The organism is Pseudomonas sp. R25(2017) (assembly GCF_002112565.1).
GTDB lineage: Bacteria > Pseudomonadota > Gammaproteobacteria > Pseudomonadales > Pseudomonadaceae > Aquipseudomonas > Aquipseudomonas ekonensis.
The window spans coordinates 371,245-396,192 of sequence record NZ_NEHZ01000001.1; the positions used below are offsets into that span (position 1 = coordinate 371,245).

The 24,948-nt window shown below is 65.1% G+C and carries 26 protein-coding genes, 1 pseudogene and 1 riboswitch; of the genes and pseudogenes, 8 read left to right on the forward strand and 19 right to left on the reverse strand.

From position 1 onward, the window contains the following. Positions 1 to 18: 18 nt before the first annotated feature. Genes CAG31_RS01585 through cobO form a run of 6 tightly spaced genes read right to left on the reverse strand, consistent with a single transcriptional unit; the run spans position 19 to position 5,994 of the window. Positions 19 to 1,470 carry a cobyric acid synthase gene (locus CAG31_RS01585; protein WP_085577718.1) on the reverse strand — a complete coding sequence of 484 codons (1,452 nt, stop codon included), beginning with the start codon at positions 1,468 to 1,470 and terminating at the stop codon, positions 19 to 21. Continuing rightward, on the reverse strand, positions 1,467 to 2,474 hold the full coding sequence (gene cobD, locus CAG31_RS01590; RefSeq protein WP_085577719.1) for a threonine-phosphate decarboxylase CobD: 1,008 nt from the start codon (positions 2,472 to 2,474) through the stop codon (positions 1,467 to 1,469). Before cobD ends, CAG31_RS01585 begins: the two co-directional genes overlap by 4 nt. Then, the gene (gene cbiB / locus CAG31_RS01595; protein WP_085577720.1) at positions 2,467 to 3,375 is read right to left on the reverse strand and encodes an adenosylcobinamide-phosphate synthase CbiB; all 909 of its coding nucleotides are present in this window, start codon (positions 3,373 to 3,375) and stop codon (positions 2,467 to 2,469) included. Before cbiB ends, cobD begins: the two co-directional genes overlap by 8 nt. Continuing rightward, positions 3,372 to 4,022: a 5,6-dimethylbenzimidazole synthase gene (bluB, locus tag CAG31_RS01600; protein WP_085577721.1), complete on the reverse strand. Its 651-nt coding sequence runs from the start codon at positions 4,020 to 4,022 to the stop codon at positions 3,372 to 3,374. The genes cbiB and bluB overlap by 4 nt, the downstream gene beginning before the upstream one ends. After that, on the reverse strand, positions 4,019 to 5,386 hold the full coding sequence (locus tag CAG31_RS01605) for a cobyrinate a,c-diamide synthase (protein ID WP_085577722.1): 1,368 nt from the start codon (positions 5,384 to 5,386) through the stop codon (positions 4,019 to 4,021). Before CAG31_RS01605 ends, bluB begins: the two co-directional genes overlap by 4 nt. After that, the gene (gene cobO / locus CAG31_RS01610) at positions 5,383 to 5,994 is read right to left on the reverse strand and encodes a cob(I)yrinic acid a,c-diamide adenosyltransferase (RefSeq protein ID WP_085577723.1); all 612 of its coding nucleotides are present in this window, start codon (positions 5,992 to 5,994) and stop codon (positions 5,383 to 5,385) included. The genes CAG31_RS01605 and cobO overlap by 4 nt, the downstream gene beginning before the upstream one ends. An 80-nt stretch (positions 5,995 to 6,074) precedes the next feature. Beyond that, a riboswitch (cobalamin riboswitch) is annotated at positions 6,075 to 6,307 on the reverse strand. Between the two features lie 166 nt (positions 6,308 to 6,473). Between cobO and CAG31_RS01615 the strand changes: the two genes are divergently transcribed. Next, entirely contained in the window at positions 6,474 to 7,058 is a 585-nt protein-coding gene (locus tag CAG31_RS01615; protein ID WP_085577724.1) for a hypothetical protein, read from the forward strand. A 66-nt stretch (positions 7,059 to 7,124) separates the two neighbouring features. Further along, on the forward strand, positions 7,125 to 8,438 hold the full coding sequence (locus tag CAG31_RS01620) for a sorbosone dehydrogenase family protein (RefSeq protein WP_085577725.1): 1,314 nt from the start codon (positions 7,125 to 7,127) through the stop codon (positions 8,436 to 8,438). A 130-nt stretch (positions 8,439 to 8,568) separates the two neighbouring features. Here CAG31_RS01620 and CAG31_RS01625 read toward each other — a convergent pair whose 3' ends face one another. The 5 genes from CAG31_RS01625 to CAG31_RS01645 form a co-directional block, all read right to left on the reverse strand. Then, complete coding sequence (locus CAG31_RS01625) at positions 8,569 to 9,105, reverse strand: C40 family peptidase (RefSeq protein ID WP_085577726.1); 537 nt, start codon at positions 9,103 to 9,105, stop codon at positions 8,569 to 8,571. 218 nt (positions 9,106 to 9,323) lie between these two features. Beyond that, positions 9,324 to 9,941 (reverse strand): C40 family peptidase, encoded by a 618-nt coding sequence (locus tag CAG31_RS01630; RefSeq protein WP_085577727.1) that lies wholly within the window; start codon positions 9,939 to 9,941, stop codon positions 9,324 to 9,326. 223 nt (positions 9,942 to 10,164) lie between these two features. After that, positions 10,165 to 10,869, reverse strand: a complete 705-nt coding sequence (gene hda, locus CAG31_RS01635) for a DnaA regulatory inactivator Hda (RefSeq protein WP_085577728.1) — start codon at positions 10,867 to 10,869, stop codon at positions 10,165 to 10,167. A gap of 209 nt (positions 10,870 to 11,078) precedes the next feature. Continuing rightward, positions 11,079 to 12,152 carry an AI-2E family transporter gene (locus CAG31_RS01640; RefSeq protein ID WP_085577729.1) on the reverse strand — a complete coding sequence of 358 codons (1,074 nt, stop codon included), beginning with the start codon at positions 12,150 to 12,152 and terminating at the stop codon, positions 11,079 to 11,081. 36 nt (positions 12,153 to 12,188) lie between these two features. Continuing rightward, a complete protein-coding gene (locus tag CAG31_RS01645; RefSeq protein ID WP_085577730.1) occupies positions 12,189 to 13,241 on the reverse strand; it encodes a DUF2066 domain-containing protein in 1,053 nt (350 codons plus the stop codon). 375 nt (positions 13,242 to 13,616) lie between these two features. Here CAG31_RS01645 and purM point away from each other — a divergent pair, with 375 nt between their 5' ends. Genes purM through CAG31_RS01660 form a run of 3 tightly spaced genes read left to right on the forward strand, consistent with a single transcriptional unit; the run spans position 13,617 to position 16,047 of the window. Further along, complete coding sequence (gene purM / locus CAG31_RS01650; RefSeq protein WP_085577731.1) at positions 13,617 to 14,675, forward strand: phosphoribosylformylglycinamidine cyclo-ligase; 1,059 nt, start codon at positions 13,617 to 13,619, stop codon at positions 14,673 to 14,675. Next, a complete protein-coding gene (purN, locus tag CAG31_RS01655) occupies positions 14,675 to 15,325 on the forward strand; it encodes a phosphoribosylglycinamide formyltransferase (protein WP_085577732.1) in 651 nt (216 codons plus the stop codon). Before purM ends, purN begins: the two co-directional genes overlap by 1 nt. An 8-nt stretch (positions 15,326 to 15,333) precedes the next feature. Next, positions 15,334 to 16,047: a DUF3108 domain-containing protein gene (locus CAG31_RS01660; protein WP_085577733.1), complete on the forward strand. Its 714-nt coding sequence runs from the start codon at positions 15,334 to 15,336 to the stop codon at positions 16,045 to 16,047. 97 nt (positions 16,048 to 16,144) lie between these two features. On the opposite strand, the gene CAG31_RS28885 is transcribed toward CAG31_RS01660, so the two are convergent. Both CAG31_RS28885 and CAG31_RS28890 read right to left on the reverse strand, forming a co-directional pair. Then, positions 16,145 to 17,008 carry a methyl-accepting chemotaxis protein gene (locus tag CAG31_RS28885; RefSeq protein WP_371856084.1) on the reverse strand — a complete coding sequence of 288 codons (864 nt, stop codon included), beginning with the start codon at positions 17,006 to 17,008 and terminating at the stop codon, positions 16,145 to 16,147. A 39-nt stretch (positions 17,009 to 17,047) separates the two neighbouring features. Next, positions 17,048 to 17,770 (reverse strand): annotated as a pseudogene (locus tag CAG31_RS28890) (MCP four helix bundle domain-containing protein); the annotation flags it as partial. A gap of 319 nt (positions 17,771 to 18,089) precedes the next feature. Between CAG31_RS28890 and CAG31_RS01670 the strand changes: the two are divergent. Further along, positions 18,090 to 18,506, forward strand: a complete 417-nt coding sequence (locus tag CAG31_RS01670) for an OsmC family protein (protein ID WP_085577735.1) — start codon at positions 18,090 to 18,092, stop codon at positions 18,504 to 18,506. A 60-nt stretch (positions 18,507 to 18,566) separates the two neighbouring features. Continuing rightward, positions 18,567 to 19,430 (forward strand): pirin family protein, encoded by an 864-nt coding sequence (locus CAG31_RS01675; RefSeq protein WP_085577736.1) that lies wholly within the window; start codon positions 18,567 to 18,569, stop codon positions 19,428 to 19,430. Positions 19,431 to 19,609: 179 nt separating this feature from the next. On the opposite strand, the gene CAG31_RS01680 is transcribed toward CAG31_RS01675, so the two are convergent. From CAG31_RS01680 to CAG31_RS01695, 4 genes are all read right to left on the reverse strand, one after another. Continuing rightward, positions 19,610 to 20,338, reverse strand: coding sequence for a dienelactone hydrolase family protein (locus tag CAG31_RS01680; protein WP_085577737.1), 729 nt, complete (start codon positions 20,336 to 20,338; stop codon positions 19,610 to 19,612). A 67-nt stretch (positions 20,339 to 20,405) separates the two neighbouring features. Next, the gene (gene htpG, locus CAG31_RS01685; RefSeq protein WP_085577886.1) at positions 20,406 to 22,307 is read right to left on the reverse strand and encodes a molecular chaperone HtpG; all 1,902 of its coding nucleotides are present in this window, start codon (positions 22,305 to 22,307) and stop codon (positions 20,406 to 20,408) included. A gap of 81 nt (positions 22,308 to 22,388) precedes the next feature. Then, positions 22,389 to 22,838, reverse strand: a complete 450-nt coding sequence (locus CAG31_RS01690; protein ID WP_085577738.1) for a PaaI family thioesterase — start codon at positions 22,836 to 22,838, stop codon at positions 22,389 to 22,391. Continuing rightward, positions 22,835 to 23,311 (reverse strand): PaaI family thioesterase, encoded by a 477-nt coding sequence (locus tag CAG31_RS01695; protein ID WP_085577739.1) that lies wholly within the window; start codon positions 23,309 to 23,311, stop codon positions 22,835 to 22,837. Before CAG31_RS01695 ends, CAG31_RS01690 begins: the two co-directional genes overlap by 4 nt. A gap of 157 nt (positions 23,312 to 23,468) precedes the next feature. Between CAG31_RS01695 and CAG31_RS01700 the strand changes: the two genes are divergently transcribed. After that, a complete protein-coding gene (locus CAG31_RS01700; protein ID WP_065260459.1) occupies positions 23,469 to 23,705 on the forward strand; it encodes a hypothetical protein in 237 nt (78 codons plus the stop codon). 86 nt (positions 23,706 to 23,791) lie between these two features. Here the strand turns inward: CAG31_RS01700 and CAG31_RS01705 are convergent, their stop codons facing one another. After that, on the reverse strand, positions 23,792 to 24,193 hold the full coding sequence (locus tag CAG31_RS01705) for an MAPEG family protein (RefSeq protein ID WP_085577740.1): 402 nt from the start codon (positions 24,191 to 24,193) through the stop codon (positions 23,792 to 23,794). Next, entirely contained in the window at positions 24,193 to 24,930 is a 738-nt protein-coding gene (locus tag CAG31_RS01710; protein ID WP_085577741.1) for a DUF599 domain-containing protein, read from the reverse strand. Before CAG31_RS01710 ends, CAG31_RS01705 begins: the two co-directional genes overlap by 1 nt. Between the last annotated feature and the right edge of the window lie 18 nt (positions 24,931 to 24,948).

A 24,948-nucleotide genomic window follows, 5' to 3' on the forward strand; every position in this document is an offset into this window, starting at 1 on the left:
AGGCCCGGCACGGGCGAATCAGATCCCACAGAGCTGGCGCACCAACGCGGTATCCAGATGCTTGTCCACCAGGTCCGCCAGCCGTTCGATGTCCCGCTCGCGCAAGCCGTGGTAATCCACCGCCTGCACCTCGCACAGGCCCGCCCAGCGCAGCAGCGCCGCACTGGCCGCCGGCGACTCGAACAGGCCGTGCAGGTAGGTGCCGAACACCTGCCCGTCGGCACTTTGCGCGCCGTCGCAACGGCCATCGTCCAGGTGCACGGCGGCCTGTTCCAGGGCCGGCCCCGTCGTCACGCCCGCATGGATCTCGTAGCCGCTGACCTCGGCGTCTTCCAGCGCCAGGCGTCCACGGACATTGCGCAACTGCTTCTGGGCTTCGAGTTGCGTCTCGAACGCCAGCAACCCCAGCCCGGCGCTGGAGCCCGGCGCGCCTTCCAGGCCCAGCGGATCATGCACCTGCTCGCCGAGCATCTGCAGGCCGCCGCAGATGCCCAGGAGTTTGCCGCCGTAACGCAGGTGCCGACAGATAGCCGCTTCCCAGCCGTTGGCACGCAGATAAGCCAGGTCGCTGCGCACGCTCTTCGAGCCCGGCAGGATGATCAGATCCGCCGGCGGGATCGCCTGGCCGGGGCCGATGAATTGCAGATCCACCTGCGGATGCAGGCGCAGCGGATCGAAATCGGTGTGGTTGCTGATCCGCGGCAACACCGGCACCACCACTTTCAGCACCTGTTCGGCCTTGTCGGCCTGGCGCCGGTCGATGCCGTCTTCGGCTTCCAGGTGCAGGTCCATCACGTAGGGCAACACGCCGACCACCGGTTTGCCGGTGCGCTGCTCCAGCCAGTCAAGGCCCGGCTGCAGCAAGGCCAGGTCGCCCCTGAAGCGGTTGATGATGAAGCCCTTGACCCGCGCCTGCTCGCTGGGCGAGAGCAGCTCCAGCGTGCCGACCAGGTGGGCGAACACGCCGCCGCGGTTGATGTCGGCGATCAGCAGCACCGGGCAGTCCACCGCCTCGGCGAAGCCCATGTTGGCGATGTCGCCGGCCCGCAGGTTGATCTCCGCCGGAGAGCCGGCGCCTTCGACCATCACCAGCGGATACGCAGCGCTGAGCCGTTCGTGGGAGGCCAGCACCGCTTGCATCGCGATGGCTTTGTAGTCGTGGTAGGCCACGGCATTCATGGTGGTGACGGCGCGCCCGTGGATGATCACCTGGGCGCCGGTGTCGCTGTTGGGCTTGAGCAGCACCGGGTTCATGTCAGTGTGCGGCTCAAGGTTCGAAGCCTGCGCCTGCACCGCCTGGGCGCGGCCGATCTCGCCGCCGTCGGCGGTCACTGCGCTGTTGAGCGCCATGTTCTGCGGCTTGAACGGCACCACCGCCACGCCCTGGCGGGTCGCCCAGCGGCACAGCGCGGTCACCAGCGTGCTTTTGCCGGCATCGGAAGTGGTGCCTTGCACCATGAGCGTGGTCATGCCGGTGTATCCATGGGGCGATCCTTGGCGAACGCCTGCAACGCCTGTTCGAGCCGCGCCTCGTCGGCGGCGTCGGCGGGCAGTCCGAATCGCAGGCTGCTGTTGTGGGTGAAGAGGCGCAGCAGGATGCCGCGCCGGGCCATGAACTCATGCAGCGCGGCCGCGTGTTCGGTGATCAGCCACTGGAACAGGGCACAACCGCCCTGCGGCCTGAAGCCGTAGCGCTCCAGCAGCGCGGCCAGCCGTTCGCTGGCCTCGTCGCTGCGGATGCGCTGGCGGGTGTGGCCTTCGGTGTCCAGCAGGCAGGCCTGGCCCAGCACCCGGGTCGGGCCGCTGACCGCCCACGGGCCGACCTGTTCGGCCAACAGCCTGAGCAGCTTGCGCTCAGCCAAGACAAACCCCAGTCGTACCCCGGCGAGGCCGAAGAACTTGCCGAACGAGCGCAGCACGATCAGGCCGACCTGGTGGGCATGGGGCGCCAGGCTCAGCTGGGGGGTGTTGTCCATGAACGCTTCATCGACCACCAGCCAGCCGCCCCGCTGGGCCAGCCTGGCGTGCCAGTCGAGCAAGCGCGCCGGGGTCAGGCTCAACCCGGTGGGGTTGTTCGGGTTGACCACCACCAGCACATCGAGGCTGTCGAGAAAGAAATCGACTTCCTGCTCCAGCACCTCCCGCACGATGTAGCCGCTGCGGCGCCAGGCTTCGGCGTGCTCGGCGTAGCAAGGCGACAGCACGCCGACCTTGCCGGCCCGGCGCAGGCGCGGCAGCAACTGGATGGCCATCTGCGAGCCGGCCACCGGCAGCACGTGCGCGGCGCCGTAGTAATCGCAGGCGGCCTGCTCCAGGCCGTCGTCGGTTTCCGGCAACCGGGCCCAGGCCCGCAGCGGAATGTCCGGCACCGCAAACGGCCACGGCGCAAGGCCGGTGGACAGGTCGAGCCACTCCGGCTCGGCGATGCCGTACTCGATCGCCGCCCTGCGCAACCGGCCGCCGTGCTCAAGCATAGAATTCAGCCCCCACGCAAAGGATCAGCAGCCACAACCATACCCCGCGCTGCACCAATTGCCAGCCACGGTCGATGGAATCGGCATCCGCCGGCACGCCCTCGCCCAACTGCGGGCGCTCGTGCAGTTCGCCGTGATAGACCGCAGGGCCGCCCAGCTCCACGCCCAGCGCACCGGCGCCGGCGGCCATGACGGGGCCGGCGTTGGGGCTGTCCCACTTCGGCCCCTGGGTGCGCCAGCACTTGAGGGCCAACCGGGTCTTGCCCAGCAGCGCGTAAGTCAGCGCCACCAACCGCGCGGGAATGTAGTTGAGCACATCGTCGATTTTCGCCGCCGCCCAGCCGAAGCGCTCGAAGCGTTCGTTGCGGTAGCCCCACATCGCGTCGAGGGTGTTGCTCAAGCGATAGAGCACCACCCCCGGCGCGCCAGCCACGGCAAACCAGAACAGCGCGGCGAACACGGCATCGCTGCCGTTCTCCAGCACCGATTCGGTGGCGGCGCGGGCGACGGCGGTGCTGTCCAGCTCGCTGGTCTGGCGGCTGACCAGATACCCCACGCGCTTGCGCGCCTCCTCCAGGTCATCGCTGCGCAAGGCCTTGGCCACCGGCTCGACGTGCTCGCCGAGGCTGCGCATGCCGAGGGCGCAATACAGCGCGAGGATCTCCACGATCCAGCCCACGTAAGGCGCCCACGACAGTGCCGTGGCCAGCAGGGTCAACGGCAGCACCACGATCACCCACGCGGTCACGCCATGGCTGCGCCAGCCGCGGCCTGCGGCATTGAAGCGTTGTTCGACGCGCCCGGCGAAACGGCCGAACGCCACCAGCGGATGCCAGCGCTTCGGTTCACCCAGCAGCGCATCCAGCGCCACGGCGGCGACACTCAACAACGCCACACTCATTGATTCACTCCCCATTGGTTTTCGTACAGCAGCTCATCGAGCGGACGCGCCTGCGCCCACCCTTCGAGCACCAGCATCGGCGCCGGATAGAATGTCTTGACCGGCCCCAGGCACAGCACCGCCAACGGCTTGGCCCCCGCCGGCAGGTTGAGCAGGTCGGCCAGGGCCTGGGGCTCGAACAGCGACACCCAGCCCATGCCCAGGCCTTCGGCGCGGGCGGCCAGCCACAGGTTCTGGATCGCACAGGACAGCGACGCCAGGTCCATTTCCGGCAGCGTGCGGCGGCCGAAGATGTGCCGCTCGCGGTCATCCCCCAACGCGGCCACCAGCACTTCGGCGCAGTCGCCGATGCCTTCGACCTTGAGCTTCATGAACTCGTCGCTGCGCTCGCCCAGGGCTTCGGCGGTGCGCACCCGCTCCTCTTCCACCAGCGCCTGGATCCGGCCACGCAACGTGCGGTCGCTGATGCGGATGAAGCGCCACGGCTGCATCAGGCCGACGCTGGGCGCCTGATGGGCGGCCTCCAGCAGGCGGCGCAGCAGTTCGGGCTCGATCGTGCCGCCCGTGAAGTGGCGCATGTCGCGGCGTTCGGCGATGGCGCGGTAGACGGCGTCGCGTTCGGCCGGGGTGTAGGCGTTGTCGCTCATGGCCGCTGCACGAGCAGGCTCGCTCCCACTGCGGATCGCGGCTCGCCGGGGACGGCCGCGGCCTGGCGGTCGGGCGCCAGCAACGCGGCGATCGCCGACGGATTGGACGGGAAATAAAAGTGCACGTAGGACGCGGTCATCCGCCCTTCCCGGTACACCGCCTCGGCACCGCGCCCGCCGTTGGGGCTTTGGCCGCGAGCGATGGGCGCAAGCCCGGTGGTGGTCAGGGAATGGTGGTAGGTGTGGCCGCGCAGCGTGCCTTCCGGCAGGTCGACGGCCTGCAGGGCCAACGCCGCCAGACGCTTCTGCATCACCGCATCGCCGCTGAGCAGGCCGGCCAGTTCGGCACGGGTGCCGCTGACGTCGGTCAGCGAATCGAGCAGATAAAGCATGCCGCCGCATTCGGCGAGCAACGGTTTGCCGGCGGCATGATGGGCGCGGATCGCCGCCAGCATCGGCGTGTTCTGCGCCAGCGCCTCATGGTGCAGTTCGGGGTAGCCGCCCGGCAGATAGAGGCTGTCGGCATCCGGCAGCGCCGCATCGCGGATCGGCGAGAAGAAGCGCAGCTCGGCCCCCATCGCCCGCAGCAGATCGAGGCTGGCGCCGTAGGTGAAGGCAAACGCCTCGTCCCGGGCGACGGCGATCCGCACGCCTTGCAGCAGGGGTTCGACCTCCAGCGGCTCGGGGGCGGCAAATTCGACCGGCGGCGGCAGCGCGACCTCGCAGCTGTCCGCCAGGGCCTGCGCAGCGGCGTCGAGGCGCAAGTCCAGGTCATTGAGCTCGCTGGCCTGCACCAGGCCGAGGTGACGGCTCGGCAGCTCGATCCCGGTTTCCCGGGACAGCGCGCCGTACCAGCGCAGGCCTTCGGTGAGGCTGCCTTCCAGCAGTTGCGCATGGCGCACGGTGCCGACGCGGTTGGCCAGCACCCCGGCGAACGGCAGGTCCGGCTGATAGCGCGCCAGGCCCAGGGCCAGCGCACCGAAGGTCTGGGCCATGGCGGTGCCGTCGATCACGCCGAGCACCGGCACGCCGAAATGCCGCGCCAGGTCGGCGCTGGACGGCGTGCCGTCGAACAGGCCCATCACGCCTTCGATCAGGATCAGGTCGGCTTCGGCGGCGGCTTCCCACAACAGGCGGCGGCTCTCCTGCTCGCCGACCATCCACATGTCCAACTGATAGACCGGCGCACCGCTGGCGCGCTCGAGGATCATCGGGTCGAGAAAGTCCGGGCCGCACTTGAACACCCGCACCTTGCGCCCGTGATTGCGGTGCAGGCGGGCCAGCGCGGCGGTGACGGTGGTCTTGCCCTGGCCCGAGGCCGGCGCGGCGATCAGCACCGCCGGGCAGTGACGAGGCTGATTCAAAGTTCGACGCCTTTCTGGGCTTTGATGCCGGCCTGGAAGGCGTGCTTGACCATGCCCATTTCGGTGACGGTGTCGGCCATCTCGATCATTTCCGGCTTGGCCGCGCGCCCCGTGACCACCACGTGCTGCATCGGCGGACGGGCCTGCAAGTCGCTGAGCACCTGATCGAGGTCGAGATAGCCGTGCTTGAGGGCGATGTTCAGTTCGTCGAGCACCACCAGCCCGATGGACGGATCGCGCAGCAACTGACGGGAGACTTCCCACGCGGCTTCGGCGGCGGCGATGTCGCGCTGACGGTCCTGGGTCTCCCAGGTGAAGCCTTCGCCCATCACGTGAAAACGCACCTGCTCGGGGAAGCGGCGCAAGAACAGTTCCTCACCGGTGCTGTTGCGGCCCTTGATGAACTGCACCACGCCGCACTGCATGCCGTGGCCCATGGCGCGGGCGAGCATGCCGAACGCCGAGCTGCTCTTGCCTTTGCCGTTGCCGGTGAGCACCAGCAGCAGGCCGCACTCGTTCGGCGAATTGGCGATGCGTTCGTCGATCACGGCTTTTTTGCGCTGCATGCGCGCCAGGTGGCGCTCGTCACGCTCGGTGGTATCAGTCATGGGGGAGCTCTCCGTTGAGGCTGGGTAACGGCGGGCGGGCACAAGAATAGACGGCGACAAGCCTGGCATCGCCCACCGTGATGCCGTTGGATGGATCAGGCCGGTCTCCGGGCTCATGAGCGGCGCAAGGCCAGGCTGCGCGCCTTCCCGCGTCGTCGGACGCAGTGGCATCAGGCACAGCTTTCACTCATCTACCGTTGCGGGGGCAGCGCCGGGATCGCGGTCGCTCCACTGTGGACATGCGACCCTCACCGGCTTCCCTGTTTCACTCTGTCGACAGCCGCCACAGAGCACCTGAAACAAGCCGCGAAGGTTAGAGGGTTGGGGGTGGAGCGTCAAATGAAGCGGGGCTGCGGCGACGAAAAAATGCCGCCGATCAATTAACTGACGCCAATCTTGTGCCACACTGCCATGAGTGATATCAAAGAGCCATGCTTTTTGACTGCAGAGAGCACATCACAATAACAAGGGAGAGCACCATGCAAGGCATGATCATCAGCAATCCGCGGCTGGAATTCCTGCGCCCGGTGCTGGAACGCTGGTTTGACTGTATCGACCGCTACAACGCCGTGCGCGGCGACAACGACACCCCCTATTGGCACGACGAAAAGGCCAATCTGGGCCTGCTCTCCGCCGCCGCGTGGATGGCCGAGCTGGTGACGCTGCGCGACACCGCCACCCGCAAGCAGAACGAGGACGGCGAACGCAACGCCCGCGCCGACCTGTTCCTGGCCGGCACCGACGACCGCGCCTTCATCCAGGCCACCCAGCGCTGGCCTCGGGTCAACAGCCTCAACCTGACCCAGGCACTGCACGACATCACCAGCGACGCCAAGCGCATCAGCTACGCCAGCGACCTCAAGCTCGGCTGCCTGTTCGTCTCGCCGCAAAAGGCCCAGCACAGCGCCAGCCCCGAAGAACTGCAGGACATGGTCGACGACCTGCAGAAGGAACACACCTGCGCCGTGGCCTGGTACTTCCCTTACGCCTACCGCAAATTGCGCAGCGAAGCGGGCAACTACCATCCGGGCATCGCCGTGCTGTTCAAGGAGGCGCGCGGCTGAGCGCTTGAACCATCGGGGTCGCCCATGCCTCTATGATTGGGAATGCATTCATAGGGAAGACAAGCAATGCGCAAGCCCCCGTTCGTTTTCGTCATCGCGGTTGCCGCAGGCCTCGCTGCCTGCGGCGAAACCTCAAGCCTGCAAGTCTCCGACGGCACCGGCCCGTCGCCCAAACTGCCCGAACCGAACAAGACCCTGATCCCGACGGTGCACATCGCCCCGGCGGTGGGCTGGCCGAGCGGTGCCAAACCGACGCCGGCGGCGGGCACCCAAGTGGCGGCGTTCGCCGAAAACCTCGACCATCCGCGCTGGCTTTACGTGCTGCCCAACGGCGACGTGCTGGTGGCGGAGACCAACGCTCCGCCCAAACCCGATGACGGCAGCGGCCTGAAGGGCTGGGTCACCAAAAAGGTCATGGGCCGCGCCGGCGCCGGCGTGCCGAGCGCGAACCGCATCACCCTGCTGCGTGACGCCGATCATGACGGCGTGGCGGAAACCCGCACGGTCTTCCTGCAAAACCTCAACTCACCGTTCGGCATGACCCTGGTCGGCAACGACCTGTATGTCGCCGACACCGATCGCCTGCTGCGCTTTCACTACGAGCCGGGCGCGACCGAAATCAAGTCGCAACCGATCAAGGTCGCGGACCTGCCCGGCGGCACGCTGAACCACCACTGGACGAAGAACGTCATCGCCAGCCAGGACGGCAGCAGGCTCTACGTCACCGTGGGTTCGAACAGCAACGTCGGCGAAAACGGTCTGGACCAGGAACAAGGCCGGGCCGCCATCTGGGAGGTGGACCGCGCCACCGGCAACCACCGTATCTTTGCCTCCGGCATCCGCAACCCCAACGGCCTGGCCTGGGAACCACGGACCGGCGCCCTGTGGACGGCCGTCAACGAGCGCGACGAGATCGGCAGCGACCTGGTGCCGGACTACATCACCTCGGTCAAGGACGGCGGCTTCTATGGCTGGCCGTTCAGCTACTACGGCCAACACGTCGATGTGCGCGTGCAGCCGCAGAACCCGGATCTGGTGGCCAAGGCCATCGCCCCGGACTACGCCGTCGGCCCGCACACCGCCTCGCTGGGCCTGGCCTTCGCCGAAGGCAACCGCCTGCCGGCGGCGTTCAAGGAAGGCGCGTTCATCGGCCAGCACGGCTCGTGGAACCGCAAGCCGCTCAGCGGCTACAAGGTGATCTTCGTACCGTTCGCGAACGGCAAGCCGAACGGCACGCCGGTGGATGTACTGACCGGGTTCCTCGACAAGGACGAGAACGCCATGGGCCGCCCGGTGGGCGTGGCGGTCGACCGACAAGGCGGGCTACTGGTGGCCGACGACGTGGGGAACAAGGTGTGGCGGGTGTCTGCGGCCCAGTGACCCTCTGAGGCCACCCCAAAAACCACTGTAGGAGCGAGCCTGCTCGCGATGGCCTCCGTCCAGCCGACTTCAAGGTCAGCTGACAGACCGCCATCGCGAGCAGGCTCGCTCCTACAGGTCGTCTTGACGACTAAGGGTTGTGCGCCAGGTGCTCCGGCTGCAGGACGCGCTTGGCGCTCAGGTAAGCCTTCTGCCAATAGGCCTTGGACAGGCTGTCCAGCTTCACGGTGCCGCCGGTGGCCGGCGCATGGACGAAGCGCCCTTCCCCGACATAGATCCCGGCATGGCTGACCTGGGAGCCGCCGTTGGTGGCGAAGAAAATCAGGTCGCCGGTCTGCAGCCCTTCCTTCCCGACGTTCGGCGCCTGCATCACGATCATCTCCCGCGTGGAGCGCGGCAAGGTGATGCCGGCGGCGTCGCGGTAGACGAAGCCGATCAGGCCGCTGCAATCGAAGCCCGAGTCCGGTGTGTTGCCGCCCCAGCGATAGGGCGTGCCGACCAGGCCGAGCGCGCGGAACAGCACGTCTTCGGCAGCCGGAGAAAAGCTTTGGGAGGAGCCGAACACGATCGGCGCGCGCACCGCCGGCGCGGGTGGCGGTGTGCGACTGGCGCAGCCGCTGAGCAGCGCTGCGAACATCATCAAGGCGAGGCGGGCCGACATCGTCATAAGCAGAACATCCTGATCTGGCTGCGGCTTTCACTGCCGATTCGACAGAAAACAAAACCGCCTGCGTCGGGACGCAGGCGGTTTGCCATCAAAGTAGATCAGAATTCTAGCGGCTACGCGGCAAACTTCAAGTAAGACTTTAACTTCACCTTGTAAAGTTTACGTCTACTGACTGACCGCGACCGTTTGTCGCCACGGACGTGGCGACAAGGAAGGCATCACTTGCGGGCGGTGACCACGGTCGGCGCCATCGCCAAGGCGCGCTTGGCCTCGATGAAGGACTTGCTCCAGTAGCTGTCACCCAGGCTGTCGATGCGCACACCGCCGCTGCGGCGGCTGCTGGAGTGGATGAACTGGTTGTCGCCCAGGTAGATGCCCGCGTGGCTCACACGACCGCGACGGCCGTTGGTGGCGAAGAACAGCAGGTCGCCCGGTTCGAGGTTGCCGCGCGAGACTTGCGGGGCATCAACATTGATCATTTCACGGGTGGAACGGGGCAGGTTCATGCCGGCCTCTTCGCGGAAGAGGTAGCCGATGAAACCGCTGCAATCGAAGCCGGCTTCGGAGGTGCCGCCGAAACGGTAACGGGTACCGATCAGGGACATGCCGCGCTCAAGGATGCTGTCGGCCAGAACCGGCAGCTGATAAGGCTTCTTGCCGTTGAAGTCGGCCAGTTCCTTTTCGGTGTCCAGCTCTTCCTGGTAAATGACGGAAGACTGGGCGGTAGCGGAATTCTTGTACTGCTGTTGCTGCTCTTGAACAGGTGAATGAGCAGCGCAACCGAACAGCAGGGTGACGAGTGCGAGAGGCACGAGGGGTGCGAAGCGCTTTAGCATGGGCACGACCGTGGCTGAAGTTGTAAAGAAGCCGAGACTATGCCCGCTATCGGCCTCATTTGCAAATTCAATCGATCTTTTTGTGACTTCCCGGTTTCTCGTTTACATCTAAGCGCTTAAGCCTATTTGAATCGATACGCAGCCTGAGCAGCGCTCAGGAAAGCGGGTTTTCTGGCGCCTGAAATCTGCCGACCCAGGCTGAAAGCCGCGGCCTTGAAGGCTTTCACCAGCCCAGGGTTTCTTTCAGGAAAGGGATCGTCAGCTTGCGTTGGGCCTGCAGCGAAGCCTGGTCGAGCTGTTCGAGCAGATCGAACAGCGCGCTCATGCTGCGGGTGCCCCGGGTCAGGATGAAATGGCCGACTTCGTCGGTCAGGTGCAGGCCGCGACGGGATGCGCGCAGTTGCAACGCCCGCAGCTTGTCTTCATCGGAAAGGGGGCGCATCTGGAACACCAGCGCCAGGGTCAGGCGGGATTTCAGGTCAGCCAGCTTCACCGGCAGTTCGCGAGGCGAGGTCGAAGCGGCGATCAGCAGGCGCCGGCCGCTGTCGCGCAGGCGGTTGAACAGGTGAAACAACGCCTCTTCCCAGTCCGCCTTGCCCGCCACCGCTTGCAGGTCGTCCAGGCAAACCAGTTCGTACTGCTCAAGGTGGTCGAGAATTTCGATGCCGCGATCCATCAGCTCCGCCAGCGGCAGGTAGACCGCCGGCTCCCCCATCTGCTCGAAACGCAGGCAGGCGGCCTGCAACAGATGCGTACGCCCTACCCCGTGCTTGCCCCACAGATAGATCAGGCTTTCGGTCCAACCGGCGTCGGCTTCGCAGAGGCGCTCGACATAGCCGAGTGCAGCGGCATTGGCGCCTGGGTAGTAGTTGATGAAGGTGGCATCGTCACGCAGACGCACACCTAGGGGCAGCTGAATCGGTTTCATGCTGACTGAACGGTTCCCGGGGAACCATTAGTGACCTCTGTGTAAAGTGTGCGAAGTTTATACCCGTGAAGCGGAGCGCACAATCCGACAGACCCCAAGCAAAATCAAAGGTTTGCGTTAACACCTTGGTTTCATGGCAGTTTCTCTGGCGGCTGCGCCTGCATGAGCCGGGCCAACCCGGCGATCCGCCGGGCAGCCCGCCGCCTGCGTCACAATTCAGGCTCGTCCACGCCGCTGTAGATCTCGGAGTCCTTGTACAGGTCATGGACATGCCGCACCAGCACCATGATCACCGCCGCCACCGGCAACGCCAGGAGCACGCCGGTGAAGCCGAACAACTCACCGCCGGCCAGGATCGCAAAAATCACCGCCACCGGATGCAGGCCGATCCGGTCGCCCACCAGCAGCGGCGTCAGCACCATCCCCTCCAGCGCCTGGCCGACCATGAACACCGCAACGATGCCGATCATCGGATACAGATCGCCGCCGAACTGGAACAGCCCGGCGATCAGCGCCGAACCGATGCCGATCACGAAGCCCATGTACGGCACGATCGCCGCCAGCCCCGCAATCAGGCCGATCAACAGGCCCAACTCCAGGCCGACGATCATCAGGCCCGCCGCGTAGATCACGCCCAACGCCACCATCACCAGCAACTGACCGCGCACGAACGCGCCCAGCACCTCGTGACACTCGCCAGCCAGCGCCACCATGCGCTCCTCCCGGTCTCGGGGCAGCAGGCTGCGGATCTTGGCCATCATCACGTCCCAGTCCCGCAGCAGGTAGAAGCTCACCACCGGAATCAGCACCAGGTTCGCCAGCCAGCCGATCAACGCCAGACTCGACGCCGTCGCCTGCGTCAGCACCGCACCGACGATGTCGGTGGTCTGCCCGACGTGCTCGCTGATCGCCGCCTTGACCTTGTCGAACTTCCAGAACCCTTCCGCCAGCCCCAGCTTCGCCTGGGCCCACGGCAACGCGGTGTGCTGCAGCCAGTCGAGCATCTGCGGCGCCAGCTCGTACAGTCGCAGCAACTGCCGGGCCAGCATCGGCACCAACACCAGCAACAGCGTGGTCACGATCAGGGTAAAGAGCGCGAACACCGCGATCACGCCCCAGGTGCGGGACAGCCCGATCCGCTCCAGGCGGTCCACCAGCGGGTCGAACAGGTACGCGAGCAGCAACGCCACCAGAAACGGCGTGAGGATGGGGTGCAGCAACCAGACGAACGCACACAACAGGGCCACCCCGCCCAACCAGAACCAACGCCGCGTATCGGCCATGTAAAACTCCATTGCTTTTATATAGGAAAGAACGACTTACCAACGAAACCGCAGGGCCGGAGCCGCCGGGGTCGCCGCCGGAACGGGCGCCGCGCCCGGCGCCGTCGGCTGGGGAACCGCGGCAGGCGCCGGCGCCTCGGCCGGCAGCTCCTGCAGCTTCGCCAGCGCCAGTTGCGCACGCAACTGATCGGCGCTGCCGTTGACCCGGTACACGATGCGATCGGCATCGACGCTCTGCAGACGCACGCCAAACGGTTCGAGCAAGCGCATCAGGGCGGCGTAATGCTCAAGGTTCATGCCCTGCACATCCACGGTCTGTTGCCCGGCGGCTCCCGGTTTTGCGACGAAGCGCGGCGCCAGCCGCCCGGCGACCGCCAGCATGACCGCATCGGCCACCGCCGCCTGATCGGCGCCCTGCACGCTGCCCGCCTCCTTCTGGTCGCCGAGCCACAGGTGCCATTTGGCTTGCCACTGGCCGCCCTCCTCGCGGGCATGCACCGCCAGCAAGGCGTCGGCGCCGTAGCGCTCCGATGCGCCGCGCAACGGCGCCGGGTCGGTGCCCTCCAGGGTCGGCGCGGTGGCCACCAGCTGTTCGCTCAGGTCCGCCAGCGGCAAGCGCAGCGGCAGGCCACGGTGCTGGGCCGCCCGGCGCAACGGCGCGGCACTGGTCTGGCCGTCGCCCACCAGGCTCGAACCTTCAGCGGAATCGTTCAGCCACCAGCCCAGGATCGAAGGACGGTTGGCGCCCCACAACGAAAGCCCCGCACGGCGCAACGCCTGCTCGGTGGTGCCCGGGTCGAAATCGACTTTCAGCACCTCCGGCGGGCCGGCATCGAAACCGTACTGGCTGATGATCTGCTGCGGATCCTTGCGGATCGCCGCCAGCCCCGGATTCTGCGGCGCCTTCGGATCCCCCGTCAGGCGCAGCACGAGGGTGTCCAGCGCCGCCTGCGTGGCGCGGTCGCGCTCCTCGGGCGCCTGACCGTTGACCGGCTCGCGCACCTGATACAGGCCTTTGAGGTTTTCGGCGTGACTCGCCAGGCTGACCAGAGACAGACAGCCCACAAACAGCAATTTGCAAAGACGCATGGAGAATTCCCGTCGACAAGAGCGGCTGGAACAGGCCGCGTGAACCGGCCAGAGCAAGCCTGTGACCACAGGCCGCCGCAAAACATTCACACGCTGGCGGTAAGTTTTTGCACAGCCCTAACGATAGACGGTTCCCTTATACAGGCAGCGGCGCGCTCACCGACCATTCAATTGCAATTTTTTTCAGGCGATATGCCCCTGCCCGTCGGCGCGAGGATGGCCGCTGCCCCTCAAGCCTGATAAAATCGCGCGCCTTCGCAGACCGGCAACCGCCGGGCCACCCGAATGACGCGTGAGGCATCCGCCCCACCGGTTTCGGTGTCCCGCAGAAATCGGTCGTTACCCAGAAATCCCTCCCTTACAAAGGCCTGGATCATGAGCAAGCAACCCTCCCTGAGCTACAAGGACGCCGGTGTAGACATCGACGCCGGTGAAGCATTGGTCGAACGCATCAAGAGCGTCGCCAAGCGCACGGCGCGCCCGGAAGTCATGGGAGGCCTGGGCGGCTTCGGCGCCCTCTGCGAAATCCCGGCCGGCTACAAGCAGCCCGTGCTGGTTTCCGGCACCGACGGCGTCGGCACCAAGCTGCGCCTGGCGCTGAACCTGAACAAGCACGACAGCATCGGCATCGACCTGGTCGCCATGTGCGTCAACGACCTGGTGGTGTGCGGCGCCGAGCCGCTGTTCTTCCTCGACTACTACGCCACCGGCAAGCTCAACGTCGACACCGCCGCCCAGGTGGTGACCGGCATCGGCGCCGGCTGCGAACTGTCCGGCTGCTCCCTGGTCGGCGGCGAAACCGCTGAAATGCCGGGCATGTACGAAGGCGAAGACTACGACCTGGCCGGCTTCTGCGTCGGCGTGGTGGAAAAGTCGGAAATCATCGACGGCTCGAAGGTCGCCACCGGCGACGCCCTGATCGCCCTGCCGTCCTCCGGCCCGCACTCCAACGGCTACTCGCTGATCCGCAAGATCATCGAAGTGTCCGGCGCCGACATCGAAAACACCCAGCTCGACGGCAAACCGCTGACCGACCTGCTGATGGCCCCGACCCGCATCTACGTCAAGCCGCTGCTCAAGCTGATCAAGGACACCGGCGCCGTCAAGGCCATGGCCCACATCACCGGCGGCGGCCTGCTGGACAACATCCCGCGCGTACTGCCAAAAGGCGCCCAGGCCGTGGTCGACGTGGCGAGCTGGACCCGCCCTGCGGTGTTCGACTGGCTGCAAGAGAAAGGCAACGTCGACGAGACCGAAATGCACCGCGTGCTGAACTGCGGCGTGGGCATGGTGATCTGCGTGGCCCAGGAACACGTCGAGTCGGCCCTGAACGTCCTGCGCGAAGCCGGCGAGCAGCCTTGGGTCATCGGCCAGATCGCCGCGGCCGCCGAAGGCGCCGCCCAGGTCGAACTGAAGAACCTCAAGGCTCACTGATGCCGAGCACCTGTGATGTCGTGGTGCTGCTGTCCGGCACCGGCAGTAACTTGCAGGCCCTGATCGACAGCACGCGGACCGGCGACAGCCCGGTCCGCATCGCTGCGGTGATCTCCAACCGCGCCGACGCCTACGGCCTGCAACGCGCCAGGGACGCGGGCATCGAAACCCGCTCCCTGGACCACAAGGCCTTCGAAGGCCGCGAAGCCTTCGATGCCGCCCTGATCGAACTGATCGACGAATTCAATCCCGGACTCGTGGTGCTGGCCGGCTTCATGCGCATCCTCAGCGCAGGGTTCGTGCGCCACTACCAGGGTCGCCTGCTCAACATCCATCCGTCGCTGCTGCCCAAGTACAAGGGGCTGCACACCCATCAGCGCGCGCTGGAGGCCGGCGACGCCGAACACGGCTGCTCCGTGCACTTCGTCACCGAGGAACTCGATGGCGGGCCTCTGGTCGTACAGGCAGTGATACCGGTAGAGTTGCACGATTCGCCGCAGAGCCTGGCGCAGCGGGTCCACGTTCAGGAACACCTGATCTACCCGATGGCCGTGCGCTGGTTTGCCGAAGGACGGCTGGCCCTTGGCGAACAAGGTGCTTTACTGGATGGCCAGGCACTCGCGGCCACCGGCCACTTGATTCGAAACTAGGAGATTCTATGCGTCGCGCCCTGCTCTTCGCTTGCGCCCTGCTCGCCCTGCCTTTCGCGCAGGCTGCAGACCTTCAACCGTTCTCCGCCAGCTACACCGCCGACTGGAAGCAGTTGCCCATGAGCGGCACCGCCGAACGCAGCCTGACCAAGGAAGCCAACGGCGCCTGGAAACTCAGCTTCAAGGCGTCGATGATGATCGCCAGCCTGTCCGAGGAAAGCACCCTGACCCTGGACAAGGACACGCTGCTGCCTCAGTCCTACCACTTCGAGCGCGGCGGGTTGGGCAAGGCGAAAAAGGCTGACCTGGACTTCGACTGGGCCAACAAGCTCGTCACCGGCACCGATCGTGGCGACGCGGTGAAGATCCCGCTGAACCGCGGCATGGTCGACAAGTCGACCTACCAGCTGGCGCTGCAGCATGACGTGGCCGCCGGCAAGAAGACCATGAGTTATCAGGTGGTCGACGGCGGCGAAGTCGACACCTACGATTTCCGCGTGTTGGGCTCGGAGAAGGTCGAGACCAAGGCCGGCCAGATCGATGCGATCAAGGTCGAACGCGTGCGCGATCCGACGCAGAGCAAGCGCATCACCGTGCTCTGGTTCGCCAAGGACTGGGATTACCTGCTGGTTCGCCTCCAACAGGTCGAAACCGACGGCAAGGAGTACAACATCATGCTCCAGGACGGCACCGTCAACGGCAAGACCGTCAAAGGCAGCTGACCCGCCGCACCATCGCAAAGCCCCGCAAATGCGGGGCTTTTCTTTGCCTGGCGTTCCACCTGTGGCGAGGGCGCTTGCTCCCGCCGGGCCGGGCGAATCACACCGAGAACTTGGCCACCATGTTGTTCAGGTCCACCGCCAGCCGCGACAGCTCCTGACTGGCGGCACTGGTCTGGTTGGCCCCGGCCGAGGTCTGCATCGCCAGGTCGCGGATGTTCATCAGGTTGCGGTCGACCTCCCGCGCCACCGCCGCCTGCTGCTCCGACGCGCTGGCGATCACCAGATTGCGCTCGTTGATCCGGGTGAACGCCGAGGCGATCTCCTCCAGCGCCGTGCCGGCGGCCTTGGCCAGCTCCAGGGTCGAGCGGGCGCGCAGGTTGCTTTGCTGCATCGAACTGACCGCCGCATCCGTGCCCTGCTGAATGCCGCCGATCATCTGCTCGATCTCCTGGGTCGACTGCTGGGTGCGATGGGCCAGCGCCCGCACCTCATCCGCCACCACCGCGAAACCGCGCCCGGCATCGCCTGCGCGGGCTGCCTCGATGGCCGCGTTCAGCGCCAGCAGGTTGGTCTGCTCGGCGATCGAGCGGATCACATCCAGCACCTTGCTGATGCTGTAGACCTGCTGGGCCAGGTCTTCGACCTGTGTCGCATTGGCCGTGACGTCCTCGGCCAGGGATTCGATGGAGGACACCGTCTGTTGCACCTGCTCGCGGCCGTGCTGGGCGATCCGGTCGGACTCCCGCGACGCCTCGGACGTGGCCACGGCGTTGCTGGCCACCTCCTCGACGGCCGCCGTCATCTGGTTCACCGCCGTGGCGGCCTGCTCGATCTCCAGGCTTTGCTGATGCAGGCCGCGGGTGGCGTCTTCGGTCACGCAACTCAATTCTTCCGAGGCCGACGCCAGCTGACTGGAGGATTCGGAGATGCGCCGGATCGTATCGCGCAGGCTGTGCTGCATGCTGCGCAGCGCGTGCAGCAGCCGTGCCGGCTCGTCCTTGCCGGACACGCTGATGTCGCCGGTCAGGTCGCCCCCGGCCACCACCTCCGCGACGTTCAGCGATTGCGAGAGCGGCAGCACGATACTGCGGGTCAGCAACAGCGCGAGCGCAACGGTGATCAGCGCGGTGATGCCGATCATCACGCCGACCCATACCCGCGAATTGATGAACACCAGCCGCGCCGCCTCGGTGGCGAGGTTGGCGTTGTGCTTGTTCAGCTCGACCAGTTCCCTGAGGGTGACGGCGATGTCGTCCGCCAACGGGCTCATCTGGCCATTGAGGATGGCCGCCGCCTCTTCCACCTTGTCCTGGGCGGACAGCGCCATCACCTGCGCCTGGAACTCCAGGTACTTGTGCTCGGCGACCTTGAACCGGTCGAACAGCGCCCGCTCCTCCCGCAGGACGATCAAGGCGTCGTAGCGCTGCTGGGCTTCGCTCAGCACGCCGCGCAGCTCGTTGAGCTTGGCGACGTTCTGCGCCAGCGCCTGCGGGTCGCGGTTGAGCAGCAGACGCATGGTCAGCGCCCGCAGGCGCAGCATGTCCTGGCTCATCTCGCCGACCGCCATCACGCTGGGCAGCCAATTGTTGTCGACCTCGTCGGACTGGGCGCGCATGTTCGACATCTGCAGCAGGGCGAACGCCCCGAGCGCAAACACCATCAGCGCCAGCACCCCGAAACCGAGGCCGGCCCGGGGGGCGATATTGAGGCTACGGATACTCATTGCTCTGGTTCCTTCCAAAAGCGCTGCATCAACCCTGCAGCTGGCTGCTTTAGAAGGTATCGGCCCGGCGGAAATTTGCGTAAGACGAAAAAGTGATATCAAAAGGCCTTGATACTTCGAACCCTCGGCATGAACGATTCAGCGACGGTTACCCGGACTTCAGCGCCGTTCGCCGCACGTTCACTATAGGAAGGTTCATGCGATGTCGTCGCCAACTTACGCGACGACAATAAAGTGGAACGCCGACTCAGCACACATGTTCTATACCTGCGAGGTTCTTTTTGATCGAATGGCTTTTCCCACCGCTTGCGAGGTTCCCATGACTGTCACCGTCAATACCGTCTCCGCCGAAGGTTTTCGCCACACCGTCCAGATCGATGACCACGAATTGTTCACCGATGCGCCCGCAAGCGTCGGCGGCGAAGGCTCCGCTCCCGAGCCGCACGATTACTTCGACGCCGCCCTCGGCGCCTGCAAGGCCCTGACCCTGAAGCTGTACGCCAAGAAAAAGGACATTCCGCTGACCGGCGTCGGCGTCGAAGTCAAACGCGACAACAGCCAGGAGCAGAAAGGCAAGTACGCCCTGCATGTCACCCTCACCCTCAAGGGCGTGCTCACCGATGCCCAGCGCGAGGAACTGCTGCGGGTCGCCGACCGCTGCCCGATCCACAAACTGATGACCACCAGCGAAGTCAGCATCGAAACCCACGCGCCTCAAGGCTTCGACAGCCAATGATCCTCCCGGGTGCGCGGCGGGTTATGCTCCTCGCGTCACCCGCCCAGCCTGGAACGCACCATGGACAAGCAACCCCTGATCATCCGCCCGCGCGCCGAAGACGTCGAAGGGCAGCCGATCCTGCGCCCGCTGCCGTCGGCCAAATGCCGCAGCGTCGGGCCTTTCGTGTTTTTCGACCACATGCTCGAGACCGTCTACCCGGCCGGCAAAGGCATGAACATCCGCCAGCATCCGCACATCGGCCTGTCGACCCTCACCTATCTGTTTGAAGGCCAGATCCAGCACAAGGACAGCCTGGGTTCCGATCAGGTGGTCAGCGCCGGCGACGTCAGCTGGATGACCGCCGGCAGCGCCATCGCCCATGTCGAGCGCACGCCTGCGCCGCTGTGGGAGCAAAGCTTCAAGATGCATGGTCTGCAGATCTGGCTGGCCTCGCCCAAGGACCGCGAACACGGGCCGGGGCACTACAGCCATCATCCGGCGGCGACGCTGCCGGTCAGCGACAGCCTGGGCGTGCAGATCCGCATGATCGCCGGCTCAGGCTTCTGCCTTGAATCGCCGGTGCCGGTGCTGTCGCCGACGCTGTACGCGGAACTGAAGATGCAGACCGCGACCACGCTGCTGATCCCCACCGAACACGAAGAGCGGGCGGTGTACGTGTTGAGCGGCGATGTGCAGCTCAATGGCGAGAGTCTGGAGCCCCATGCCTTGGCGGTGCTGCCGCCCGGCGAGGAAATGAGCCTGTTCGCCGACAGCGACACCCATGCCGTGCTGTTCGGCGGCGCACCGCTGGACGGGCCTCGGCGGATCAACTGGAACTTCGTCGCCAGCGATCCGGCGGCGATCGACGAGGCACGGCGCAAGTGGGCGGCCGGGGATTGGCCGACGGTGCAGGGGGAAACCGAGCGGATCGAATTGCCGTAGGTCTTGAGCGCTTGCAGGCAAGGCCCCTGGGGGAGCCGGCCTGCCGGCGATGGCGGTGGGACAGGCGCCGAAGCATCGACGGTACTGGCCTCATCGCCAGCAGGCTGGCTCCCACAGTACTTTGCGATGCGAACCTGCAATTCCCTGCGAAAGCCGGTCTACCGGTTTTGAAGGCCAGGTCAGGCCTTGAACACTTCGTCCAGCAAGTCATGCATCGACTTGAACGCCCGCGCAGCGGTCTTCGCGTCGTACATCATCTTGCCCGGCACATTGGCGTGCGGGTCGGTGAACGAGTGCACCGCGCCGCCATAGCTGAGCAACTGCCAGTCCACGCCCGCCGCGTTCATCTCCTCCTCGAACGCCGGCAACTGCTCCTTCGGCACCAGCGGGTCGGACGCCCCGTGCAGCACCAGCACCGAGCCCTTGATGTTGTTCGCGTCCGCCGGGTTCGGCGAATCCAGCGTGCCGTGGAACGACACCGCCGCCTTCACCGGCGCGCCGGTGCGGGCCAGGTCCAGGGCGCAGCAACCGCCGAAGCAGAAGCCGAACACCGCCAGTTTCGCGGTGTCCACCGCCGCCTCGCCCTGCTTCTGCAATTGTTCGAAGGCCACCTGCAGACGCTTGCGCAGCAAGGCCCGGTCATTCTTCAGCGGCATCATCGCCGCGCCCGCCTGATCGGCGTTCTGCGGACGCACGGCCTGCCCGTACACGTCGGCGATCAGCACCACATAGCCCTTGGCCGCCACTGACTTGGCGATCTCTTCGGCCCCGGCACTGACACCCATCCAATTCGGTGCCATCAACAGGCCCGGACGGGTGCCCTTGTGTTCTGCGTCGAACGCCAACCGGCCTTCATAGGCCTGGCCGTCAATCTGATAGACCACGGAACGCACAGTGATTTGGCTCATTTCTGACTCCTGATGATTAAACGCCGGAATGAAAAAACCCGCCGAAGCGGGTTTATTCAGGTTGGGGTCAAGCCGACAGCTCGACCAGCAGCTTGTTCAGACGGCGCACGTAGGCGGCCGGGTCTTTCAGGCTGTCGCCGGCGGCCAGGGCCGCCTGGTCGAAGAGGATGTGCGACAGGTCGCCGAAACGTTCCTCGCTGGCCTCGCTGTCGAGCTTCTCGATCAACGGGTGGTTCGGGTTGAATTCGAAGATCGGCTTGGAATCCGGCACCTTCTGCCCGCTCGCCTCGAGGATCTGGCGCATCTGCAGGCCCAGGTCCTGTTCGCCGATGGCCAGGATCGCCGGCGAATCGGTCAGGCGGTGGGAAACGCGGACTTCGGCCACGGACTCGCCCAGGGCGGTCTTGAGGCGCTCGACCAGGCCTTCCTTCGACTTGGCGACTTCTTCCGCGGCCTTCTTGTCCTCTTCCGAGTCCAGGCTGCCCAGGTCCAGGTCACCCCGAGCCACGTCGACGAAGCCCTTGCCGTCGAATTCGCTGAGGTAGCTCATCAGCCACTCGTCGATGCGGTCGGTCAGCAGCAGCACTTCGATGCCTTTCTTGCGGAAGACTTCCAGGTGCGGGCTGTTCTTGACCTGCGCGTAGGACTCGCCGGTGAGGTAGTAGATCTTGTCCTGACCTTCCTTGGCGCGGGCCAGGTAGTCGGCCAGGCCGACGATCTGCTCGTCGTCGCCGTTGGTCGAAGCGAAGCGCAGCAGGCCGGCGATCTTTTCCTTGTTGGCGAAGTCTTCGGCCGGGCCTTCTTTCATGACCTGACCGAAGTTCTTCCAGAAGCCTTTGTATTGCTCAGGCTCGTTCTTCGCCAGTTTCTCCAGCATGTCCAGCACGCGCTTGGTCAGCGCAGACTTCATCGAATCGATGATCGGGTCTTTCTGCAGGATTTCCCGCGACACGTTCAGCGACAGGTCGTTGGAGTCGACCACGCCCTTGATGAAGCGCAGGTACAGCGGCAGGAACGATTCGGCCTGATCCATCACGAACACGCGCTGGACGTACAGCTTCAGGCCCTTGGGCGCTTCACGCTGGTACAGGTCGAACGGCGCGCGGGCCGGCACGTACAGCAGCGAGCTGTATTCCAGCTTGCCTTCGACCTTGTTGTGGCTCCAGCTCAGCGGATTTTCGAAGTCGTGGGCGATGTGCTTGTAGAACTCCTGGTATTCCTCGTCCTTGATCTCGGTACGGGGACGGGTCCACAGGGCGCTCGCGCGGTTGACGGTTTCCCACTCCAGCGCCGGCTTCTCTTCGCCTTCGGCGGCGGCAGCCTCTTTCGGCAGCTCGATCGGCAGCGCGATGTGGTCGGAGTACTTCTTGATGATGTTGCGCAGGCGCCAGCCGTCGGCGAACTCGTCTTCACCGGACTTCAGGTGCAGGACGATGCGGGTGCCGCGCTCGGCCTTGTCGAGGGTGGCGACTTCGAAGTCACCCTCGCCCTTCGACGACCAGTGCACGCCTTCGCTGGCGGCGGTGCCGGCACGGCGGCTGTACACGTCGACCTTGTCGGCGACGATGAACGCCGAGTAGAAACCGACGCCGAACTGACCGATCAGGTGCGAGTCCTTCTTCTGGTCGCCGGTGAGGTTCTTCATGAAATCGGCGGTGCCAGACTTGGCGATGGTGCCCAGGTGGGTGATCACGTCGTCGCGGTTCATGCCGATGCCGTTGTCTTCGAGGGTGACGGTCTTGGCGTCCTTGTCGAAGCTCACACGGATTTTCAGGTCGGCGTCGCCTTCGAGCAGCTCAGGCTTGGCCAGCGCTTCGAAGCGCAGCTTGTCCACGGCGTCGGAGGCGTTCGAGATCAATTCGCGCAGGAAGATTTCCTTGTTGGAATACAGCGAATGGATCATGAGGTGCAGCAGCTGCTTTACCTCGGTCTGGAAGCCCAGGGTTTCCTTTTGAGTTTCCACACTCATGGTCATCAAACTCCAATCAGATGGCATTGGCCGCGACCTTGCCGGTCGGCGGCGGGTTGTTCTCTGAGTTGGGGACGCGCGTCAGGATTTCAAGGGGTCATCGATCTTGAAGTGTGCGCGGGCCGTGGCGATCGGTTCGCCTTCGGTGGTCTGCCAGGCCGTGACGGCTACGTTCGCCACCCGCCGGCCCTGGCGGCAGACCTGACATTTGGCCCAGGTGTCGCGAAACTGCCCGGCGCGCAGATAGTCGAGCGAGAAGTCGATGATCTTCGGCACGCCGGGCGCCCCGGTGAAGATCAGCAGGTGCAGGGCCGCGGCCAGTTCCATGAACCCGGCGATCACCCCGCCGTGGATCGCCGGCAGCAGCGGGTTGCCGATGTTGTCCTTGTTGGCCGGCAGCCGGAACAGCAGTTCGTCGCCGACCCGGGAACATTCGATGCCGATCAGCCCGGCATACGGGATCAGCTTCAGCAAGGGCGCGTAGTCGCCCTGCGCGTGGGCCTGCTCCAGTTGTTGCTTGAGGTCGCTCATTGCCCCTCCCCCTTGATCTTGCCGCCGAAGCCCTGGGTGCCCTTGAGCCCCTTGCCCATGCGCATGAACGTGCCGACGACGTGGGCGATCGGCTGCTGCGGGTCGTCCTGGTAGGCGAAGCCCCGGGCGAAGATCACGTCCGTGGTGACCCGGTAGCATTGCGCAAAACCATAGACATCCTTGTGCGGCTGCGCGGCGTGCATGTAGTCGATCCGCAGGTCGAGGGTCGGACACACTTCGAATTCCGGCAGCACGCACAGCGTGGCCATGCCGCACGCGGTGTCCATCAGCGATGTCAGGGCACCGCCATGGATGACGCCGGTCTGCGGGTTGCCGACGATGCTTGCGCTGTACGGCAAGACCACGGTCAGGCCTTCGCTGTCGGCGCTGTGCACGCGCAGCCCCAATACCTGGCAGTGGCGCAGCGCCGAGAGAAATCTTGTCGCTCGCTCGAAAACGGGGTTTTCGCCCATGGATAAATGCTCTCGTCAGTGCCTGTCGCCAGTATTGGAAAGAACAGGAAAAGTTCCTTCTCATAACAAACTTATATATCTGTGAGAAATGAGGAACTTAACCATGGGCAGCGCGTTCTTAAGGCCAGTAGTTCTTTTCCACCAGGAGAAACACCCCATGCGTAAGACTTTAGCTATTGCCTTGATGTTGACCGCTTCCCTCGGTCTCGCCGCCTGCGATAAAAAATCCGAGGACAAAGCTCAAGATGCCAACCAACACGCTGAACAAGCTCAGCAGAAAATGAATGAAGCTCAGGATAAAGTGAACGAAGCGGCAAAAGAAAACGCCGAAGCCGCCAAAGATCAGGCTGAATCGAACGCAGCCGCCGCAGACGAAGCCGCCAAGAAGCAATGACCTGCTCTTCGCCGCAATAAAGAAAACCCGCCAAGTGCGGGTTTTCTTTTGCCTGTCATGTTCCGGCCATACGCCGAAGTGCCTTGTTAGAGCAAAACTGTCCTGAATGTCGGACTGATCATCAGCAACAAGGAACACACTAAACCGATCACCCAGACCAGACTGCGCTGCCAGGCCAGATCGGCCCAATAACACAACAAGTAAACCACTCGGGCGATCACGAAGACGATCGCCAGCGTATCGATCAGCCATCCGGCCGTTTGCGTGGTGTGCGCCATCAGCACCCCCACCGCAAACAGCATGAATGCCTCGATGCTGTTCTGGTGGGCCGCCAGCGCCCGGGCGCCGAGCCCGGTCAACTGCGCCTGCTGACGGCGCGGCTGGTGGTTGTCGTAGCCGCCCTGCTCCTTCATGGCCTTGGCCACCGGCATGCGCGCCACATAAATCAGCAGCGCACTGATAAACACACACCAGAACGGAATACTCATCAAGCGGCCTCTTTGGTTGCCTCGGGCGATGGTGCCTCTGTAGGGGTATAGACCATCACGTCGAGGACGTCCGAGTGAAACTCCCGGCGATACAGCACCAGCACCACACCGGCGCTCATCAACATGAACAGCCATGGGCTGACGAACCAGGCCAGCATGCTCATGCCGAAGTAGTAAGAGCGCAGCCCGAAGTTGAACTGGTTCGCCGCCATCGAAATCACCCGCGCCGCCCGCGAGGCGAACGCCTTGCGCTCCTGCTCCGACACCTGCCGCTCGCCGATCATCGGCGCCGAGCCGACCAGCACCGCGGCGAAGTTGTACTGGCGCATGCACCAGCTGAAGGTGAAGAAGGCATAGACGAACACCAGCGCCAGGCACAGCAGCTTGATTTCCGACATGCCCTGGGACGCCTGCTGCACCATCGGGATGTCCGCCAACAGCGACACCGCACGCTCGGACGCGCCGAGCACGGTGAGGATGCCGGCCAAGATGATCAGGGTGCTGGAGGCGAAGAACGACGCGTTGCGCTCCAGGTTGCCGATCACGCTGGCGTCGGCGATGCGGTTGTCGCGCAGCAGCATGCGGCGCATCCAGTCTTCGCGGTAAAGATGCAGGACGCTGGCCAGGCACGCGGTGTCGCGGCCCTTCCAGGTGGCGTAGCGGGTATAGCCGCCCCAGCAGATGACGAACCAGAGCGCGGCGAGCAGGTGGATCAGGTTGGCTTGGATGAACGACATGCAATTCCCTGTGGAGTA

Coding starts and splice junctions, on each gene's coding strand:
- CAG31_RS01585 (WP_085577718.1), bottom strand. CDS start 1,470: ATGACCACGCTCATGGTGCAAGGCACCACTTCCGATGCCGGCAAAAGC.
- cobD (WP_085577719.1), bottom strand. CDS start 2,474: ATGCTTGAGCACGGCGGCCGGTTGCGCAGGGCGGCGATCGAGTACGGC.
- cbiB (WP_085577720.1), bottom strand. CDS start 3,375: ATGAGTGTGGCGTTGTTGAGTGTCGCCGCCGTGGCGCTGGATGCGCTG.
- bluB (WP_085577721.1), bottom strand. CDS start 4,022: ATGAGCGACAACGCCTACACCCCGGCCGAACGCGACGCCGTCTACCGC.
- cobO (WP_085577723.1), bottom strand. CDS start 5,994: ATGACTGATACCACCGAGCGTGACGAGCGCCACCTGGCGCGCATGCAG.
- CAG31_RS01615 (WP_085577724.1), top strand. CDS start 6,474: ATGCAAGGCATGATCATCAGCAATCCGCGGCTGGAATTCCTGCGCCCG.
- CAG31_RS01620 (WP_085577725.1), top strand. CDS start 7,125: ATGCGCAAGCCCCCGTTCGTTTTCGTCATCGCGGTTGCCGCAGGCCTC.
- CAG31_RS01625 (WP_085577726.1), bottom strand. CDS start 9,105: ATGACGATGTCGGCCCGCCTCGCCTTGATGATGTTCGCAGCGCTGCTC.
- CAG31_RS01630 (WP_085577727.1), bottom strand. CDS start 9,941: ATGCTAAAGCGCTTCGCACCCCTCGTGCCTCTCGCACTCGTCACCCTG.
- hda (WP_085577728.1), bottom strand. CDS start 10,869: ATGAAACCGATTCAGCTGCCCCTAGGTGTGCGTCTGCGTGACGATGCC.
- CAG31_RS01640 (WP_085577729.1), bottom strand. CDS start 12,152: ATGGCCGATACGCGGCGTTGGTTCTGGTTGGGCGGGGTGGCCCTGTTG.
- CAG31_RS01645 (WP_085577730.1), bottom strand. CDS start 13,241: ATGCGTCTTTGCAAATTGCTGTTTGTGGGCTGTCTGTCTCTGGTCAGC.
- purM (WP_085577731.1), top strand. CDS start 13,617: ATGAGCAAGCAACCCTCCCTGAGCTACAAGGACGCCGGTGTAGACATC.
- purN (WP_085577732.1), top strand. CDS start 14,675: ATGCCGAGCACCTGTGATGTCGTGGTGCTGCTGTCCGGCACCGGCAGT.
- CAG31_RS01660 (WP_085577733.1), top strand. CDS start 15,334: ATGCGTCGCGCCCTGCTCTTCGCTTGCGCCCTGCTCGCCCTGCCTTTC.
- CAG31_RS28885 (WP_371856084.1), bottom strand. CDS start 17,008: ATGCAGCACAGCCTGCGCGATACGATCCGGCGCATCTCCGAATCCTCC.
- CAG31_RS01670 (WP_085577735.1), top strand. CDS start 18,090: ATGACTGTCACCGTCAATACCGTCTCCGCCGAAGGTTTTCGCCACACC.
- CAG31_RS01675 (WP_085577736.1), top strand. CDS start 18,567: ATGGACAAGCAACCCCTGATCATCCGCCCGCGCGCCGAAGACGTCGAA.
- CAG31_RS01680 (WP_085577737.1), bottom strand. CDS start 20,338: ATGAGCCAAATCACTGTGCGTTCCGTGGTCTATCAGATTGACGGCCAG.
- htpG (WP_085577886.1), bottom strand. CDS start 22,307: ATGAGTGTGGAAACTCAAAAGGAAACCCTGGGCTTCCAGACCGAGGTA.
- CAG31_RS01690 (WP_085577738.1), bottom strand. CDS start 22,838: ATGAGCGACCTCAAGCAACAACTGGAGCAGGCCCACGCGCAGGGCGAC.
- CAG31_RS01695 (WP_085577739.1), bottom strand. CDS start 23,311: ATGGGCGAAAACCCCGTTTTCGAGCGAGCGACAAGATTTCTCTCGGCG.
- CAG31_RS01700 (WP_065260459.1), top strand. CDS start 23,469: ATGCGTAAGACTTTAGCTATTGCCTTGATGTTGACCGCTTCCCTCGGT.
- CAG31_RS01705 (WP_085577740.1), bottom strand. CDS start 24,193: ATGAGTATTCCGTTCTGGTGTGTGTTTATCAGTGCGCTGCTGATTTAT.
- CAG31_RS01710 (WP_085577741.1), bottom strand. CDS start 24,930: ATGTCGTTCATCCAAGCCAACCTGATCCACCTGCTCGCCGCGCTCTGG.